The organism is Phyllobacterium sophorae (genome assembly GCF_003010965.1).
GTDB lineage: Bacteria > Pseudomonadota > Alphaproteobacteria > Rhizobiales > Rhizobiaceae > Phyllobacterium > Phyllobacterium sophorae.
Genome location: NZ_PGGM01000003.1, coordinates 456,865 through 469,926, shown reverse-complemented (window position 1 = coordinate 469,926; position 13,062 = coordinate 456,865). Strand labels below are relative to the sequence as shown.

The 13,062-nt window shown below is 56.3% G+C and carries 15 protein-coding genes and 1 pseudogene; 8 read left to right on the top strand and 8 right to left on the bottom strand.

The annotated features are described in order from the left end of the window. Nucleotides 1–104 precede the first annotated feature (104 nt). The 4 genes and pseudogenes from CU103_RS32760 to CU103_RS10050 form a co-directional block, all read right to left on the bottom strand. Nucleotides 105–296 (bottom strand): hypothetical protein, encoded by a 192-nt coding sequence (locus tag CU103_RS32760; RefSeq protein WP_106663750.1) that lies wholly within the window; start codon nt 294–296, stop codon nt 105–107. Nucleotides 297–370: 74 nt separating this feature from the next. Next, nucleotides 371–652 (bottom strand): annotated as a pseudogene (locus CU103_RS10060) (VOC family protein); the annotation flags it as partial. Nucleotides 653–713: 61 nt separating this feature from the next. After that, complete coding sequence (locus CU103_RS10055; protein ID WP_245448696.1) at nt 714–2,069, bottom strand: epoxide hydrolase family protein; 1,356 nt, start codon at nt 2,067–2,069, stop codon at nt 714–716. Nucleotides 2,070–2,229: 160 nt separating this feature from the next. Next, nucleotides 2,230–2,490: a hypothetical protein gene (locus CU103_RS10050; RefSeq protein ID WP_106663749.1), complete on the bottom strand. Its 261-nt coding sequence runs from the start codon at nt 2,488–2,490 to the stop codon at nt 2,230–2,232. Between the two features lie 197 nt (nt 2,491–2,687). On the opposite strand from CU103_RS10050, the gene CU103_RS31360 reads away from it, so the two are divergent. The 3 genes from CU103_RS31360 (at nt 2,688) to CU103_RS10040 (ending at nt 5,878) form a co-directional block, all read left to right on the top strand. Continuing rightward, nucleotides 2,688–2,861 (top strand): hypothetical protein, encoded by a 174-nt coding sequence (locus CU103_RS31360; protein WP_170117018.1) that lies wholly within the window; start codon nt 2,688–2,690, stop codon nt 2,859–2,861. 833 nt (nt 2,862–3,694) lie between these two features. Beyond that, the gene (locus tag CU103_RS10045) at nt 3,695–5,023 is read left to right on the top strand and encodes an epoxide hydrolase family protein (protein ID WP_106663748.1); all 1,329 of its coding nucleotides are present in this window, start codon (nt 3,695–3,697) and stop codon (nt 5,021–5,023) included. 135 nt (nt 5,024–5,158) lie between these two features. Further along, nucleotides 5,159–5,878, top strand: a complete 720-nt coding sequence (locus CU103_RS10040) for a hypothetical protein (protein ID WP_106663942.1) — start codon at nt 5,159–5,161, stop codon at nt 5,876–5,878. A 143-nt stretch (nt 5,879–6,021) separates the two neighbouring features. On the opposite strand, the gene trxB is transcribed toward CU103_RS10040, so the two are convergent. The 3 genes from trxB to CU103_RS10025 all read right to left on the bottom strand — a co-directional run bounded on the left by trxB (nt 6,022) and on the right by CU103_RS10025 (nt 7,882). After that, a complete protein-coding gene (trxB, locus tag CU103_RS10035; RefSeq protein ID WP_106663747.1) occupies nt 6,022–6,987 on the bottom strand; it encodes a thioredoxin-disulfide reductase in 966 nt (321 codons plus the stop codon). A 130-nt stretch (nt 6,988–7,117) separates the two neighbouring features. Next, nucleotides 7,118–7,270 carry a DUF1127 domain-containing protein gene (locus CU103_RS10030; RefSeq protein ID WP_106663746.1) on the bottom strand — a complete coding sequence of 51 codons (153 nt, stop codon included), beginning with the start codon at nt 7,268–7,270 and terminating at the stop codon, nt 7,118–7,120. A gap of 90 nt (nt 7,271–7,360) precedes the next feature. Beyond that, on the bottom strand, nt 7,361–7,882 hold the full coding sequence (locus CU103_RS10025) for a YkgB family protein (protein ID WP_106663745.1): 522 nt from the start codon (nt 7,880–7,882) through the stop codon (nt 7,361–7,363). Nucleotides 7,883–8,315: 433 nt separating this feature from the next. On the opposite strand from CU103_RS10025, the gene CU103_RS10020 reads away from it, so the two are divergent. Then, a complete protein-coding gene (locus tag CU103_RS10020; protein WP_106663744.1) occupies nt 8,316–8,903 on the top strand; it encodes a TetR/AcrR family transcriptional regulator in 588 nt (195 codons plus the stop codon). A 260-nt stretch (nt 8,904–9,163) separates the two neighbouring features. On the opposite strand, the gene CU103_RS10015 is transcribed toward CU103_RS10020, so the two are convergent. Further along, nucleotides 9,164–10,114: a DMT family transporter gene (locus tag CU103_RS10015; protein WP_106663743.1), complete on the bottom strand. Its 951-nt coding sequence runs from the start codon at nt 10,112–10,114 to the stop codon at nt 9,164–9,166. A 242-nt stretch (nt 10,115–10,356) separates the two neighbouring features. Here CU103_RS10015 and msrB point away from each other — a divergent pair, with 242 nt between their 5' ends. The 4 genes from msrB (at nt 10,357) to CU103_RS09995 (ending at nt 13,054) form a co-directional block, all read left to right on the top strand. Further along, on the top strand, nt 10,357–10,800 hold the full coding sequence (gene msrB, locus CU103_RS10010) for a peptide-methionine (R)-S-oxide reductase MsrB (protein ID WP_106663742.1): 444 nt from the start codon (nt 10,357–10,359) through the stop codon (nt 10,798–10,800). Further along, the gene (msrA, locus tag CU103_RS10005; RefSeq protein ID WP_106663741.1) at nt 10,801–11,307 is read left to right on the top strand and encodes a peptide-methionine (S)-S-oxide reductase MsrA; all 507 of its coding nucleotides are present in this window, start codon (nt 10,801–10,803) and stop codon (nt 11,305–11,307) included. 377 nt (nt 11,308–11,684) lie between these two features. Next, complete coding sequence (locus tag CU103_RS10000) at nt 11,685–12,575, top strand: YeeE/YedE thiosulfate transporter family protein (RefSeq protein ID WP_210203738.1); 891 nt, start codon at nt 11,685–11,687, stop codon at nt 12,573–12,575. Between the two features lie 257 nt (nt 12,576–12,832). Further along, nucleotides 12,833–13,054, top strand: coding sequence for a DUF2798 domain-containing protein (locus CU103_RS09995; protein WP_106663739.1), 222 nt, complete (start codon nt 12,833–12,835; stop codon nt 13,052–13,054). The last annotated feature ends 8 nt before the right edge of the window (nt 13,055–13,062 follow it).

Sequence of the window (13,062 nt, the reverse complement as noted above, 5' to 3'; positions counted from 1 at the left end):
ACTCAGGCGCTGGCCAGCATCGCGCCATCCTCGTGCGATTGCTTGAGCCACTGCGCTTCAGGATTATACATTCCGGTTACACTGTCGCCAGGATTGAGGAAAAGTCAGGAATGCAGACGGAAAAAACCCAGAGGGCCTAAAGCCGTTTGTGTGTGATGGAGATACCAGTCTCTGGCAGCCTCAACAAAGGCCACTCGAGCAACAGCAGTGGGACAGCCGCCCTCCAGACACTTCAGCAGTATCGACTTGCACATTTGGTGTTTCCGACCGTTTTCCTCATCTGGTCCCTTCTCCAATAGGTGCTTGGCGACGTCGTAAACGAAATCGACGTTGAATGCCTTGGCACTCTGAAGGACTGAGACGGTTTTGCGAGTTCGACGCGAGCAGCCTCGATATCGGACACGACGAGATAGAGCCCGCTTGCCGAGCCGGGCGCAGCCGACGTCAGCCCCGTGCCGAAATGGATCGAGCTCGGCGAGCCTGGCGGCGTGAACTGCACGACCCGAAATGTATCACCGACAGCAAAGTCGGCGTCGAGCCTCCAACCCAAGCCGTGATAAAAGCGCTTTGCACGATCAGCATTCGAGATGGGGGATAACAACGACCTCAGGTCGACCTTTTGCACGTAAGGGGTTTTGGTTGCACGGGTCATGGCGTTTTCCTTCTGGGTGGAAAGGCGGCGCGCTGAGCGCCTCCCTTCTTTCTCAAATCGACTAACGCAGCGATCTGAACGCAGCACGCAACTCTTCAGTGAAGATTTCCGGCTGTTCCCACGCCGCAAAATGCCCGCCCTTGGGCAGCCGATTGTAGTAGATTAGCTGCGGGAAGGCCTTCTCGGTCCAGCTACGCGGAGCGGTGTAGATTTCGTCAGGAAAAGCGCTCACCGCGACCGGGATGGTAACGCCCTTGGGAGCGAAGAACGCGAGCTTGCTTTCCCAGAAGAGGCGACCCGAAGACAGCCCCGTGTTAGTCAGCCAGTAGAGCGTGATGTTGTCGAGGATGTCATCGCGCGTCAGCCCTTCGGAAACCCCGTCAAAGACGCGGCCGATCAGCTCCTGGCTCTCCGGATCATGGTCAATCATCCATGCGGCAAGGGCGATGGGCGAATCGTCCAGGCCGTAGAGTGTCTGTGGCCGGGCCCCCATTTCCAACGCGTAGCCGACGCGATGCTTGTAGAAGAAATCGAGCTGCTTCCACGCATACTCCTCGTCGCCCGTCAGGCTGGTCGGCTGCGGACCGCCGGCCAGTGCAGCTGAAATGTTGTCGGGAAGCGTGCCCGGCATGTTGGTGTGGATGCCAAGCAGCCCTGCAGGCTTCTGTAACGCCATCTGCTCGTTGATTGCGTCACCCCAGTCGCCGCCCTGCGCGACATATTTCTTGTAGCCCAAGCGGTCCATCAGAACGGCCCAAGCCCGCGCGACGCGCTGCGGGTCCCAGCCGAGCTCGGTGGGCTTGCCGGAAAAGCCGTAACCGGGGATTGATGGAATTATGACGTCAAACGCATCGGCTGCGGTGCCGCCGTGCGCTGTAGGATTGGTCAATGGATCAATGATCTTCAACTGCTCGATGATCGAGCCGGGCCAACCATGAGTAATGATGACGGGCAGCGCGTTGGGGTGCTTCGACTTCATGTGGATGAAGTGTATGTCGACGCCGTCGATATTCGTCACGAACTGAGGCAGGGCATTCAACCTCTTCTCGACCTTTCGCCAGTCGTGCTGGTTAGCCCAATACTCGGCAAGCTTCTGCATCGTGGCAAGTCGCACGCCCTGAGAGTCGTCCGTGACAAGCTCGCGATCCGGCCACTTGGTTGCTGCGATGCGCCGTTTGAGATCGGCAAGGGCCTCATCGGTTGCGCGGAACTGGAATGGACGGATGCTTTCGTCGACAGCCGGTCGGGCTTCGGACGCGCCCGCTGTGGAAGCCTGCGCGAACTCGACGCCGCTCCGTGCAGGAGAGCTCGTTTCGGCGTGAGCCACGACCGCGGGAAGAAACATTGCGATCGCTCCAGCCAATGCATAGGCGGAAAGGCGATTGCGCTTGCCAATTATCAAATAGGATCTCGACATGATCATTCTCCTTGCTTCGAGGATCGACGGAATGCCGTCGACGTACATTTCAATGCGTGCGTCTTTGACGGGTGGGAGCGTTATGGCGATCCAGACGGCGAGTAAAAACACTGGACTGTACAAATGATAAGACCAGTCATTTTGCCGTTGTTTTTGGTTTTCAGCCCTTGGTGACGATGCTGCTGTCGCGCTCGCTTGCGATGCGAGTCGCCGTCACTTCCTGCTCCACGGCCCTGGCAGCGATGATCAGATCGTCACGCAGGCCCTGGTCGAAAAGCTTCATCACGGTCCGCGCGAGACGGTTCGCATGTTCATGGCTGTGCGAGCAGCGTCCAAGCATCTCGGATGCCTTGACATGGGCGCGCTGCATCAGGTCCCATTGTTCGGTGGTATAAGTGTGCTGGCTGATCAGGCGAAGCATGGTGTTCTCCCCAATAGTTAGGCGGGAGCACGTTCCATCTCTCAAGCGCCGGTTCGCCACTAAACAGGCCCAGCGACGGATCCATTAAGAACCTCATCTTGGGATTGGTCAATGGTTCTGTCCGCCAATGGACGTGCTGACCCGCAGATGGAACCAAGTGGATTGTGGAGGGTTCGAGGTGTCTAGGGACGCGCTCGATGATGGACGATGAAAAGAAACAAAATCACGTACAGCAGGTTGTTCGAAGGCAATTGAGTCAGGACGACATGCGAGAGGCATTTCGCAGCCAGTACAATGTTCGCGCGCCTGACGATCGATTCAAGAAATTGGTCGAGCAACTGGAACAGGCGGAAAAAACCCAGACGGCCTAAAGCCGTTTTGTGTGTGATGTAGATACCAGTCTCTCTGGCAGCTGCAATAACGGCATTCCGACAGCCCGTGCATGCAGCTTTACCGGCGAGTGCGTCAGTACAGATTTCGAAGACTCCGCTGTCGCCGCCTTGGGCGATGAAGTCCCTTCAAGTTCGGCCCAGGTCCCCAAATACTTACCGCAGACACTGCAATGGACTGGCGTGCTGTAAGTTACATTCTGCGTGAGCGTAAGGTAGATGGTGTCGCACTTGGGAAAGGCGAGCTTGTTGTTCAAGCATTTGGTGGCGCTACTGCTCGTGGCTGTGTCACGGAGCAACATAATCTGCGCAATCAATCTTTCCTGTCGCACAGCCGCACCGCAAGTGTGTCCTCGCGCCGCCCCGATTGGAACCAACGGTTGATTTTCTCTCGTCCGAGATATCGATTTTGTATTTAGCCATTGACGGGAATGGTCTAGGAGCAGACAATTCCGATGTCGTCAGGCATTCTTTGGCCACTGACGTTTGAGAGATCCAGCGCTCCCGCCTCAAACAGAAGGAGACGCTAGCTTGCTCCAAGTCACCGACAAAGTCCTTTATTTGATGAAGACTGTTATCCGGTGCGGCGCGCACACGACCCGGCAAGCGCAGCTTGCAGCATCCAAAAACGCGTAAAAAGTTTAGCCCAGCGTCGAACCCATCTCGAACTTTGAGGCGATAGTCGAATGGTCTGTCGAGCAGAGTTTCTGACGAGTCGCTTGTGGTGTTCCGGCCTCGTGCAAGCGGACGGTCGCAGTTTGCGGCATGTGTCGACGACAGAACGGCTGAACCTAACTCGTTGAAGGAGATTCACGATGCGTGCGCGACCAGGTTACGGAGTTGTCAATCATAATCGGCGTCAACTCTTGGCAGTTGTGGCGATAGGTGTCGCCGCAGGGGCCGTGGCGAGCATTCTTCCTGCCTTTCCGGTGCAGGCGGCGACGGAGGACGCAATCCGACCTTTCCGCATCGACGTTCCGGAAGAGCAACTCGGGGATCTCCGCCGACGTGTCTTAGCAGCCAACTGGCCCGAGCAGGAAACGGTGCCCGATTCGTCCCAAGGTGTGCAACTCGCAACGATGCAGAAGCTCGCACGCTATTGGGGAACGGAGTATGACTGGCGCAAGGTCGAAACGAAACTGAATGCCCTGCCGCAATTCCTCACCGAAATCGACGGCTTGGACATTCATTTCATTCACGTTCGTTCGAAGAACCCCGATGCGCTGCCGATAATCATTTCGCACGGTTGGCCGGGTTCGGTGCTCGAGCAGATCAAGCTGATCGGACCGCTGACAGATCCGGCTGCACATGGCGGGAAGGCAGAAGACGCGTTCGACGTCGTCATCCCGTCGATGCCCGGCTACGGTTTTTCCGGGAAGCCGACAGGCACCGGCTGGGGTCCCGAGCGTATGGGCCGAGCGTGGGCGGAACTGATGAAACGCCTCGGCTATACTCGTTACGTGGCGCAGGGCGGAGACTGGGGTGCGTTTGTGGTCGACCAAATGGGCTTGCAGGCACCTGCGGGATTGCTCGCTATCCACACCAACATGCCCGCCACCGTTCCGGCCGACGTCGATAAGGCGCTCCTGTCCGGCAGCCCGGTGCCGTCGGGTCTCTCAGCCGACGAAAATCAGGCCTACCAGCAGCTGGTTAGAACTTTCAAGCAGGTTGACTACGCGAGGTTGATGGGCTCGCGCCCGCAAACCTTATACGGGATTGCCGATTCCCCTGTCGGCCTCGCAGCATGGCTCCTCGACCACAATGACGCCGACGGACAGCCGGCGGCGGCCGTTGCCGCGGCGCTTGACCGGACGACAAGCGCTACTGGTGAGCTGACACGAGACGAGATTCTCGACAACATCACGCTCTACTGGCTAACGAACACCGGGGTCTCAGCTTCTCGTCTCTACTGGGAGTACAAGGGTGGTTTCTTCAATGCCAAGGGGGTCTCGATTCCGGTAGCAGTCACCGTTTTCCCAGGAGAGCAATATGAGGCCCCGAGGAGCTGGACCGAAAGGGCCTATCCCAAGCTCATCTACTACAACAGGGCGAAAAAGGGCGGCCACTTCGCCGCGTGGGAGCAGCCAACGATTTTCGCAGAGGAATTAAGGGCGGCATTTGTAACGCTGCGAAAACCAACCTGATGAACTGTGGATGCACTGGCCATGCGGATCGCCTCGTTCGACGAAGAAGCCATCGCGGCCACGAAGAGGCTGGTCAACGCGGCCAGGGATCTCATGCGCTGGAAACCCTGCTGTTAACTTTTCGGAGCGATGAAGATGACGGACCTACTGAGTGATGTTCTTGCCGCTCATGGCGGCCTCGACCGCTGGAACTCCTTTGAGAAAGCCAGCACGACGATAGTTTCTGGTGGCGAGTTGTGGGGGATGAAAGGTATCGAGGCCGATGCAACGCCGCGTCGTGTAACGGCCGCAATACATCATGAATGGTTAGACTTGGCACCATACGGCAATCCCGACTGGCGCATGACTTTCATGCCCGAGCGGGTTGTGATCGAGACTACCGATAGCAAGATCATCGGCGAACGGGACAATCCCCTCGCTGCCTTTGCCGGCCACACGCTGAACACCCCGTGGGATCCGCTGCACCGCGCTTACTTCAACGGCTATGCCATGTGGACGTATCTCAATACGCCATTCCTCATGGCGCTGCCGGGTTTCATGGTCGAGGAAATCGCACCGTGGAACGAAGAGGGGGAAAGGTGGCGCGTGTTGCGGGCAACCTTTCCCAAGGAAATCGAAAGCCATTGCCCGGTTCAGGAATTCTATTTTGGGCCAGATTTTCTGCTGCGCCGCCATGACTACGAAGTCGATGTCTCCGGAAGCTTTCTGGCGGCCCAATATGTCTATGACATGGTAGCGGCCGATGGGATCAAGTTCCCGACGAAACGACGAGCTCACCCTCGGGGTCCTGACGGCCATCCCGACCGAGACCGGGTCTATGTCTGGATAGACTTGTGCGACTACAGGATGAGTTGAAGGCTTGCACGCCAGCTTCATCCTTGTCGAGTCGTGTCACCACAGCGAAGCAAAGCGACTAGACTTGTCAGCAACTTGCAATTGTCGCTCCATAATCTGCTTCTATCTAGCGCTCCGCCGTTCGAACCGCCAAGCGGCACAGTTCAGTCTCGCTTGTCGGGATCACTTGGATGTTCGGCAAGGAATTTATCGACTTCCAAGGCCGCCATAGATCCCATTCCGGCGGAGCTTACGGCTTGGCGGAATACCGGGTCGATTACATCGCCTGCAGCCTGGCATCCGGGCACGGATGTTTTGGTCGACCAGGAGCCAACCTTGATGTAGCCGGCCTCATCCATGTCGAGCTGACCACGGAACAACCCGGTGGCCGGATCATGACCGATTGCAACGAATAAGCCGTGTGTTGAAAGTTCCTTCGTCTGACCCGTGTTTGCATCGCGGATACGTACGCCAGTTACCGATTTGGTCGGCTCATGCTCGCCGAGTACTTCTTCAACGACGTGGTTCCAGATCACCTCAACATTCGGTTTGGCCAAAAGGCGGTCTTGCAGGATCGGTTCCGCGCGGAATCGGTCGCGCCGATGGATGACTGTGACCTTGGAAGCAATCTTCGACAGGTACAGGGCTTCCTCGACGGCCGTGTTGCCACCGCCCACGACCACGACTTCCTTTCCTCGATAGAAAAAACCATCACAAGTTGCGCAGGCTGATACCCCGAAGCCGTTGAATGCCGTCTCCGACGGGAGACCAAGCCAGCGAGCCTGCGCTCCCGTCGCGATAATGAGTCCGTCAGCGACGTACGTGTCGCCGGAGTCACCTTGGGCACGGAATGGTCGTTTTGAGAGATCGACCGAGGTGATCGTGTCGTACACCAGCTGGGTGCCGACATTTACTGCCTGCTGCCGCATCTGCTCCATCAACCAAGGTCCTTGAACTGGTTCTGCAAAGCCTGGGTAATTCTCGACATCCGTGGTGATCGTAAGCTGACCCCCGGGCTGGATGCCGGTCAACAAAAGTGGCTTGAGGTTTGCACGGGCTGCGTAGATGGCAGCGGTATATCCCGCTGGTCCGGCTCCTATTATCAAGACTTTGGTATGATGTGTGCTCATTGTGTGATCCCGGTTGTCGTCACCCCGATACCGCCCGGAATTGCCAGAGCGGTATCCAAGGAATTCGGTTGATCGTTTTCAACATTTGTCTCCTCCCTCTACCACAAGGAAAGATGCGTCTGGACGTGACTCAGGCTCTCGCGTTCGACGCGATTGTATCGATTTCGTGACGTGAGATGCCGACGTCCTCGAGATCTCGATCCGAGAGTTTCGTAAGTTCGCGGATGCTCTGGCGATAGCGCAGGTGGTCGCGGATTGTTGACAGGATGTAGGCTAAAAACATGGTCGTTCCTTTGTGTTCAGCCGACCGTCATGGCCGGCTTTGAAATGAATGGTGTCTGCTGTTGTCGAGATGTAAGGGTTAGGACTCTGTTTAGGCCGAGCGGAGCGCCGCGAGCGAGTCGATGGCGATCCAAAGAGAAAGGGCGAGCAGGCCAATGTCCTTAAGCAGGAACTGCCCAGGAGCGACCGAGATCGCTGGAAGGCTGAACTCCGGTAGGAACACGCCGGGAGTCGTCACCATGAAACTAAGCGTCGTCACGAACAGCCCGGCAGAGAGCAGGCCACCGGCGAGCGAGTACGCCGGATTGATGAGCCGAGCCGCAATCAAGGCACCGATGCTAAGTTCAAGGACACCGAGGAGGCTCGAGAAGCCTCGCACGCTAAACAGGGAATAGGTCCAGCTCAACAGCGGATTGTTGCCGACCAGGCCTGTAAGACCTTCCGCCTCGTAGGCGGTGAATTTCATTCCACCGAACCAGAGATAGATCACGGCGAGCGAAGCGTACATGCCCGCCGTGGTGATGGTCTTGCCATGGCGGTCGACAAGATCGAGGAACGCGTGGGGAATCCGGGTCGGATTCGCTGCGGCACTTTGGATGGAAACATGAGGCATTGCGTTTTCTCCCTGGTTGTCCGCGGTGGGCGATCCGCCCTATTGGCGCGGGAAACGATACTGGTCTGTAGCGCTAATCACAGATGTATACCGATCTGTATCGTTTTGCAAGATCCGATGGTAAACTTTTTTGTATCTCAGTATTATTGTGCAGCCGATTTGGATGCGCCACACGCGGAAGCAATGCTCTCAATTGGGGAGTTGAGTGTAAAAGATACGATTGCGTTTTAACGAAGATTTGATGGAATGGTTACAAGAAGTGGGCAATTTAGGGCCCGTTCCATCTAAATAGAGGGATATGTGCCGATTCGCTGGCTTGAGTACCTGCTCTTGGGGATTTCCAAACGTTGGTTCTGCGAGGTCTCTTGCGTTTCCCTTCGGGTATCGCTATTTAACGATACAGATCTGATCGTTTATCTGTCGTGAGGACCAAATGCGCCGTTCAGAAATCCGGGACCACCTGCTCGACACAGCACTGCGGCTGTTCAACGAGCGCGGCTATCACGCAACTGGTGTCGATCTCATTATTGCCGAAAGTGGCGTGGCAAAGACGACGCTGTACCGGCACTTTGAGACGAAGGAAGAACTGATCCTGGCCGCCTTGGAACGGCGTGACGAGGAAGACCGTGTTGCCTTGCGCGTCTTTGTTGAGCCGCATGCGAGCGACCCCGTAGAGCGCCTGCTGGCGACGTTCGATTTCCTCGAAATCGATTTCAACGATAGGCAGTATCGCGGCTGTATTTTCCTGAGTGCGGCGGGGGAGCATAAAGATCCCGCCAATCCGGTTTTCCGAGCTGCCGAAATGCACAAGCGCCTTGTACTCGCATATTTTGAGGAACTCGCTCATGCCGCACGATTTGCCGAGCCGAAGCAAATCGCAGGGGAGATTAACCTGCTGCAGGAGGGTGCAATGGCGGTAGCACAGATTACTCGCAATGCCGAGCCGGCCCGGCAGGCGAAACGTATGGCAAGCCAATTGCTCGCGACGTCGGCGCGGTCTCCGTTGGCACCGGCAGCCTAGCCAGAGAAATGTAGGCGGGCCGGTGCACCAATCTTATTCAGCCCGCGCCAGTCACGTCATGGGAAGTCGGAAAATATACCTTAGCGATTCGGCGCTTAGTGAGCCAGAACCAGGACATCCCCTGCTGGTTCTATAAGAAGCACCAAGAACGCGCAAAAATGATGTACTACGGATGAACAAGCCACTTGAGTTGCACCTCGATGCGTTGACTACTAACTTCGAGCCGGCAGCGATGGGCATGCTGAAAGACTCGCCACGCTCTATGCAGCTCTGAGTCGCCGCGGAGTATGGAAGGCGTTGATTGCCATCACGACGCCGAGAACGAGCACCATCATTCCGGCGGCCTCCGCAATGGTTGGCAAACGATGCTGGACCATCAGCCCAAAACAGGTGGCAAAAACGATCTCCGTCATCAGCAACTGGCCTGCAAGCGCTACTGGCAGGCGCTGTGACGCTATCGTCCAAGCCCACGCTCCCCCGATCGACGCCACAGCTGCCAACATCAAAGCTGGCAGATAGAGATTGCGGATGGCCCCTAGGCCGAAACCGAGGTCCGGAGCCCTGAACAAGTCCATGCCGTAGCCAATCGGGAGAAATGCCAATGTCTGGATGCTTCCCCCGATCATCATCAGCGTCGTCCAGACGCGTGCATCCATGTTGGGCCTTTTCAGCAGTGCATTTTGGTTAGCGATTCCGAACCAAGTCCACAGAGCTACCGCCGCAATGGCAAACGCGATACCAGTAACAAGCGATTTTTCTCCCTGCACATCCGCCTGCATGATACTGCTACCATTGACCAGCAGCAGCCCTGTCGCCGCCAGCGCAAGGGGGATCAGAAGAGGCAGCCACGATATACTCCGCCCGCGATAATTGCCGGCGATCGCGAGGACAACAGGCACAAGCCCGAGAAAGGCTGGAGGGATCACGGGACCTGCGTATACGGCGGCGACCATGACGGTGAGGAAGTAACCCACGTATCCGATGAAGCCGAGTCCACCGGCGACAAACCAATCCCGAAGTGTAAGTCCACGACAAAGGTGTGCGCTGGCGATAAGAATGACCATCCCGATCAACCCAGACAGCAGAAATCGGCATGCGGCTAGGTCGAAGATTGAATAGTTTCCGACCACAAAGGGAGCGACAAAATTCATCGACCATGTGAAAGAGGCAAATATGGCTGCTGCGATGCCCGCAGTTGAAACATTTTTCATCGGAGAGTTCGCGATCCAATTTCGAATAAAAAGGTTTTAAGGATAGAGATACGTCAACAGGCAATTTCCGGTCCGGCGTTTCGAATAGTGTATTACATCCCAATGATGAATGCATGCGACAATCGGACTTGAGCGGCCAGAACTGCCGTGTCGCGCAGCTATCGAATCTATGCATGCTCTGTATTGGGAATCCTCCCAGCCACTCGCCATATTAAGGCAAGACCAACAATGGAGTTGTGGCAATGAAGTATGCAAAGACTGACGAAGCGGTCAGCAAACTGACGCCTGCGCAATATCGGGTTACCCAGGAAAACGGCACCGAACGACCCTTTACTGGGGAGTATAACGACAACAAGGAGCCGGGGATTTATGTCGACATCGTTTCTGGCGAACCGCTGTTCGCCTCGTCCGACAAGTTCGATTCCGGCTGTGGCTGGCCCAGCTTCACCAAGCCTATAGTGCCGACTAATGTCAACGAACTGCGGGACGAAGCGCATGGCATGACCCGCACGGAGGTACGCTCGGTGCATGGCGACAGTCACCTCGGCCATGTGTTTCCCGATGGCCCGCAAGACCGGGGCGGACTTCGTTACTGCATCAATTCTGCTTCGCTTCGCTTCATTCCGCGCGACGAAATGGAGGCCGAGGGCTACGGCGCGTATCTCAACCAGGTGGAGGATATTTAAATGACCGAGAGGGCTGTTTTGGCTGGTGGCTGTTTCTGGGGCATGCAAGACTTGACCCGCAAGCTTCCTGGGGTAATCGACACTCGCGTAGGCTACACTGGCGGCGACGTGCCGAATGCGACCTACCGCAATCACGGTACCCACGCCGAGGGAATCGAGATCATCTTCGATCCCGAGATCACGAGCTATAGGCGCATACTGGAGTATTTCTTCCAGATCCACGATCCATCCACGAGTAACCGACAGGGCAACGATGTGGGCGGTTCATACCGATCGGCGATCTACTACGCGGACGATGAGCAGAAGCGAATAGCCGTGGACACCATCGCCGACGTCGACGCATCGGGGTTGTGGCCGGGCAAAGCCGTGACCGAGGTCGAAAGGGTGGGAGATTTCTGGCAAGCAGAGCCGGAGCATCAGGACTACCTGGCGCGTTACCCAACCGGCTATACCTGCCATTTCCCTCGCGCCAACTGGGTGCTTCCCAAGCGGGCGGCCGCCGAATAGGCGACGCGTCATTCTTTGATTGGTGACATTGTCGTATTACAGTGGACTCCTTGTGTCCGGCGCAGTGCCGGACACAAGGACGGATTTGAGATGCCCATCCCGCGGCAGATATTTCACGTGCCAATCGTCTCTGACGCAGAATGAGGCCGTCCTGTGGCGTATTGTGAGGATTTGACCTACTATAAACTTGCGGAAATTGTCCAGCCTGCACACTGCGCCCGTACAGCATTCTTCCCAGAAGCAGTAGCGGGAATCGCAGCGATAGTAATTCAATGCGAATTTCTGGACGTGTCTCAAACCGGAAGAAGGTAGGAGTGAGCGAGTTCCTCGTTGGCATATCAGGGACTGGTCCCTCCAGCGTAGAGCTTTGGGTGGGCATGGCTGCGGTCGGACTGCTGGCATTTGTTCTCGGCTTCGCGCTTAATAATGGATCAATCTGCACTGTCATCGCCACGAGTGAGTTGGTGCTGGAAAAGAGGCCGGCACGATTCATCGCCATCGTCGAATGTGCTGTCTGGGCTGCGATCGTTTATGCAATCCTCGAAACGTCGCCGACGATGCAGTTGGGTTGGTCGCCCTTCGGATATTTGGTTCCGGCTGCCATATTGTTTGGAATCGGCCTCCATGTGAACGGTGCCTGTGTGTTCGGATCCGTCGGGCATTTCGGAAACGGCGATTCCGAGTTCTTTTTCACGTTTGTGGGCATCTTTGCCGTGCTGTACGTCGACTCTGCATTTGACATCCTTCCAGATCGGTCGCCGATAAGTGCTTCTGTACCATTTGGACCTTTGCTTCTCTCAATCGCGCTTTTGGCCGCCTTGGCGCTGAGGTTCGGTGTGTCGTTGAAATCCAAACCCAATTTTGCGCGGCTGACAGTATGTATGGTCGCGATCGGAAGCACCTTTACTATGTTGGCAGTTTTTGCGCCTGGCTTCTCGATTACGGCCTCGCTCGGGTCAATCATTTCGATACCTGTCGTGGGCCCCATAACATTGGTCTGCATGTTTTGTGGCAGCATTGTTTCAGCAAGATTCAGGAAGCGTCGCTTTCTATTCAAATGGCCCACAATCAAGACCATAGCCTGGAGAACGTTTGGGGGTACCCTCATGGGAGGGGGAGCGCTGCTGATTCCTGGTGGCAACGACACCCTGCTGATGATTGGCTTTCCCATGGGGGCATGGCAGGCGGCTCTGGCCTACGGCCTGTTCGTTGCAACCCTTGCAGTACTCATCGCGAAGTTCGGTTCGACGGCTCGCGCTTGGTCATGACTTAGGAAGCAGTGCTGAAGGAAAAAGGCGTCTTGCTTCGTGGTCAGGCTCAGGCTTGATCGCCTGTTTACAAGACTTAGGTCATTTTTCCAGATGCCCGCGCTTTGGGAGGTGTCGGATTCAAGAGGCTCCCTCTCGCAATCTCGGTCTACCCGTGTCGGCCTGCAAAGCTCTATTCTTGCCCTGACAATCACCAGTTTGTCGACTATCTGATCTGGTCAGCGAAGCGTCGAAAAACAACACGTTGGAGAAGGAAGATGAACACACAATTTAAACGCAAGATCGCCTTCGCCTTGTCGATGGGCGTTGTCACGACCGGGATCATTTCCTTTGTCCTGCTAGCGCTCAATCTCGGATTTGCGGAAGGTTTCGCCCTGACGTGGCTGCGTTCATGGAGCATCGGCTATGTCATCGTGATACCGGCCATTCTTCTGGTCGGTCCGCGGCTACAGGCCAGCCTCGATCGTCTGATTGATTGAACCGCAGA

Bases quoted from the DNA above. Each gene is read 5' to 3' on its own strand.
- CU103_RS10055 (WP_245448696.1), bottom strand. From the start codon at position 2,069: ATGTCGAGATCCTATTTGATAATTGGCAAGCGCAATCGCCTTTCCGCC.
- CU103_RS10050 (WP_106663749.1), bottom strand. From the start codon at position 2,490: ATGCTTCGCCTGATCAGCCAGCACACTTATACCACCGAACAATGGGAC.
- CU103_RS31360 (WP_170117018.1), top strand. From the start codon at position 2,688: ATGATGGACGATGAAAAGAAACAAAATCACGTACAGCAGGTTGTTCGA.
- CU103_RS10045 (WP_106663748.1), top strand. From the start codon at position 3,695: ATGCGTGCGCGACCAGGTTACGGAGTTGTCAATCATAATCGGCGTCAA.
- CU103_RS10040 (WP_106663942.1), top strand. From the start codon at position 5,159: ATGACGGACCTACTGAGTGATGTTCTTGCCGCTCATGGCGGCCTCGAC.
- trxB (WP_106663747.1), bottom strand. From the start codon at position 6,987: ATGAGCACACATCATACCAAAGTCTTGATAATAGGAGCCGGACCAGCG.
- CU103_RS10030 (WP_106663746.1), bottom strand. From the start codon at position 7,270: ATGTTTTTAGCCTACATCCTGTCAACAATCCGCGACCACCTGCGCTAT.
- CU103_RS10025 (WP_106663745.1), bottom strand. From the start codon at position 7,882: ATGCCTCATGTTTCCATCCAAAGTGCCGCAGCGAATCCGACCCGGATT.
- CU103_RS10020 (WP_106663744.1), top strand. From the start codon at position 8,316: ATGCGCCGTTCAGAAATCCGGGACCACCTGCTCGACACAGCACTGCGG.
- CU103_RS10015 (WP_106663743.1), bottom strand. From the start codon at position 10,114: ATGAAAAATGTTTCAACTGCGGGCATCGCAGCAGCCATATTTGCCTCT.
- msrB (WP_106663742.1), top strand. From the start codon at position 10,357: ATGAAGTATGCAAAGACTGACGAAGCGGTCAGCAAACTGACGCCTGCG.
- msrA (WP_106663741.1), top strand. From the start codon at position 10,801: ATGACCGAGAGGGCTGTTTTGGCTGGTGGCTGTTTCTGGGGCATGCAA.
- CU103_RS10000 (WP_210203738.1), top strand. From the start codon at position 11,685: ATGGCTGCGGTCGGACTGCTGGCATTTGTTCTCGGCTTCGCGCTTAAT.
- CU103_RS09995 (WP_106663739.1), top strand. From the start codon at position 12,833: ATGAACACACAATTTAAACGCAAGATCGCCTTCGCCTTGTCGATGGGC.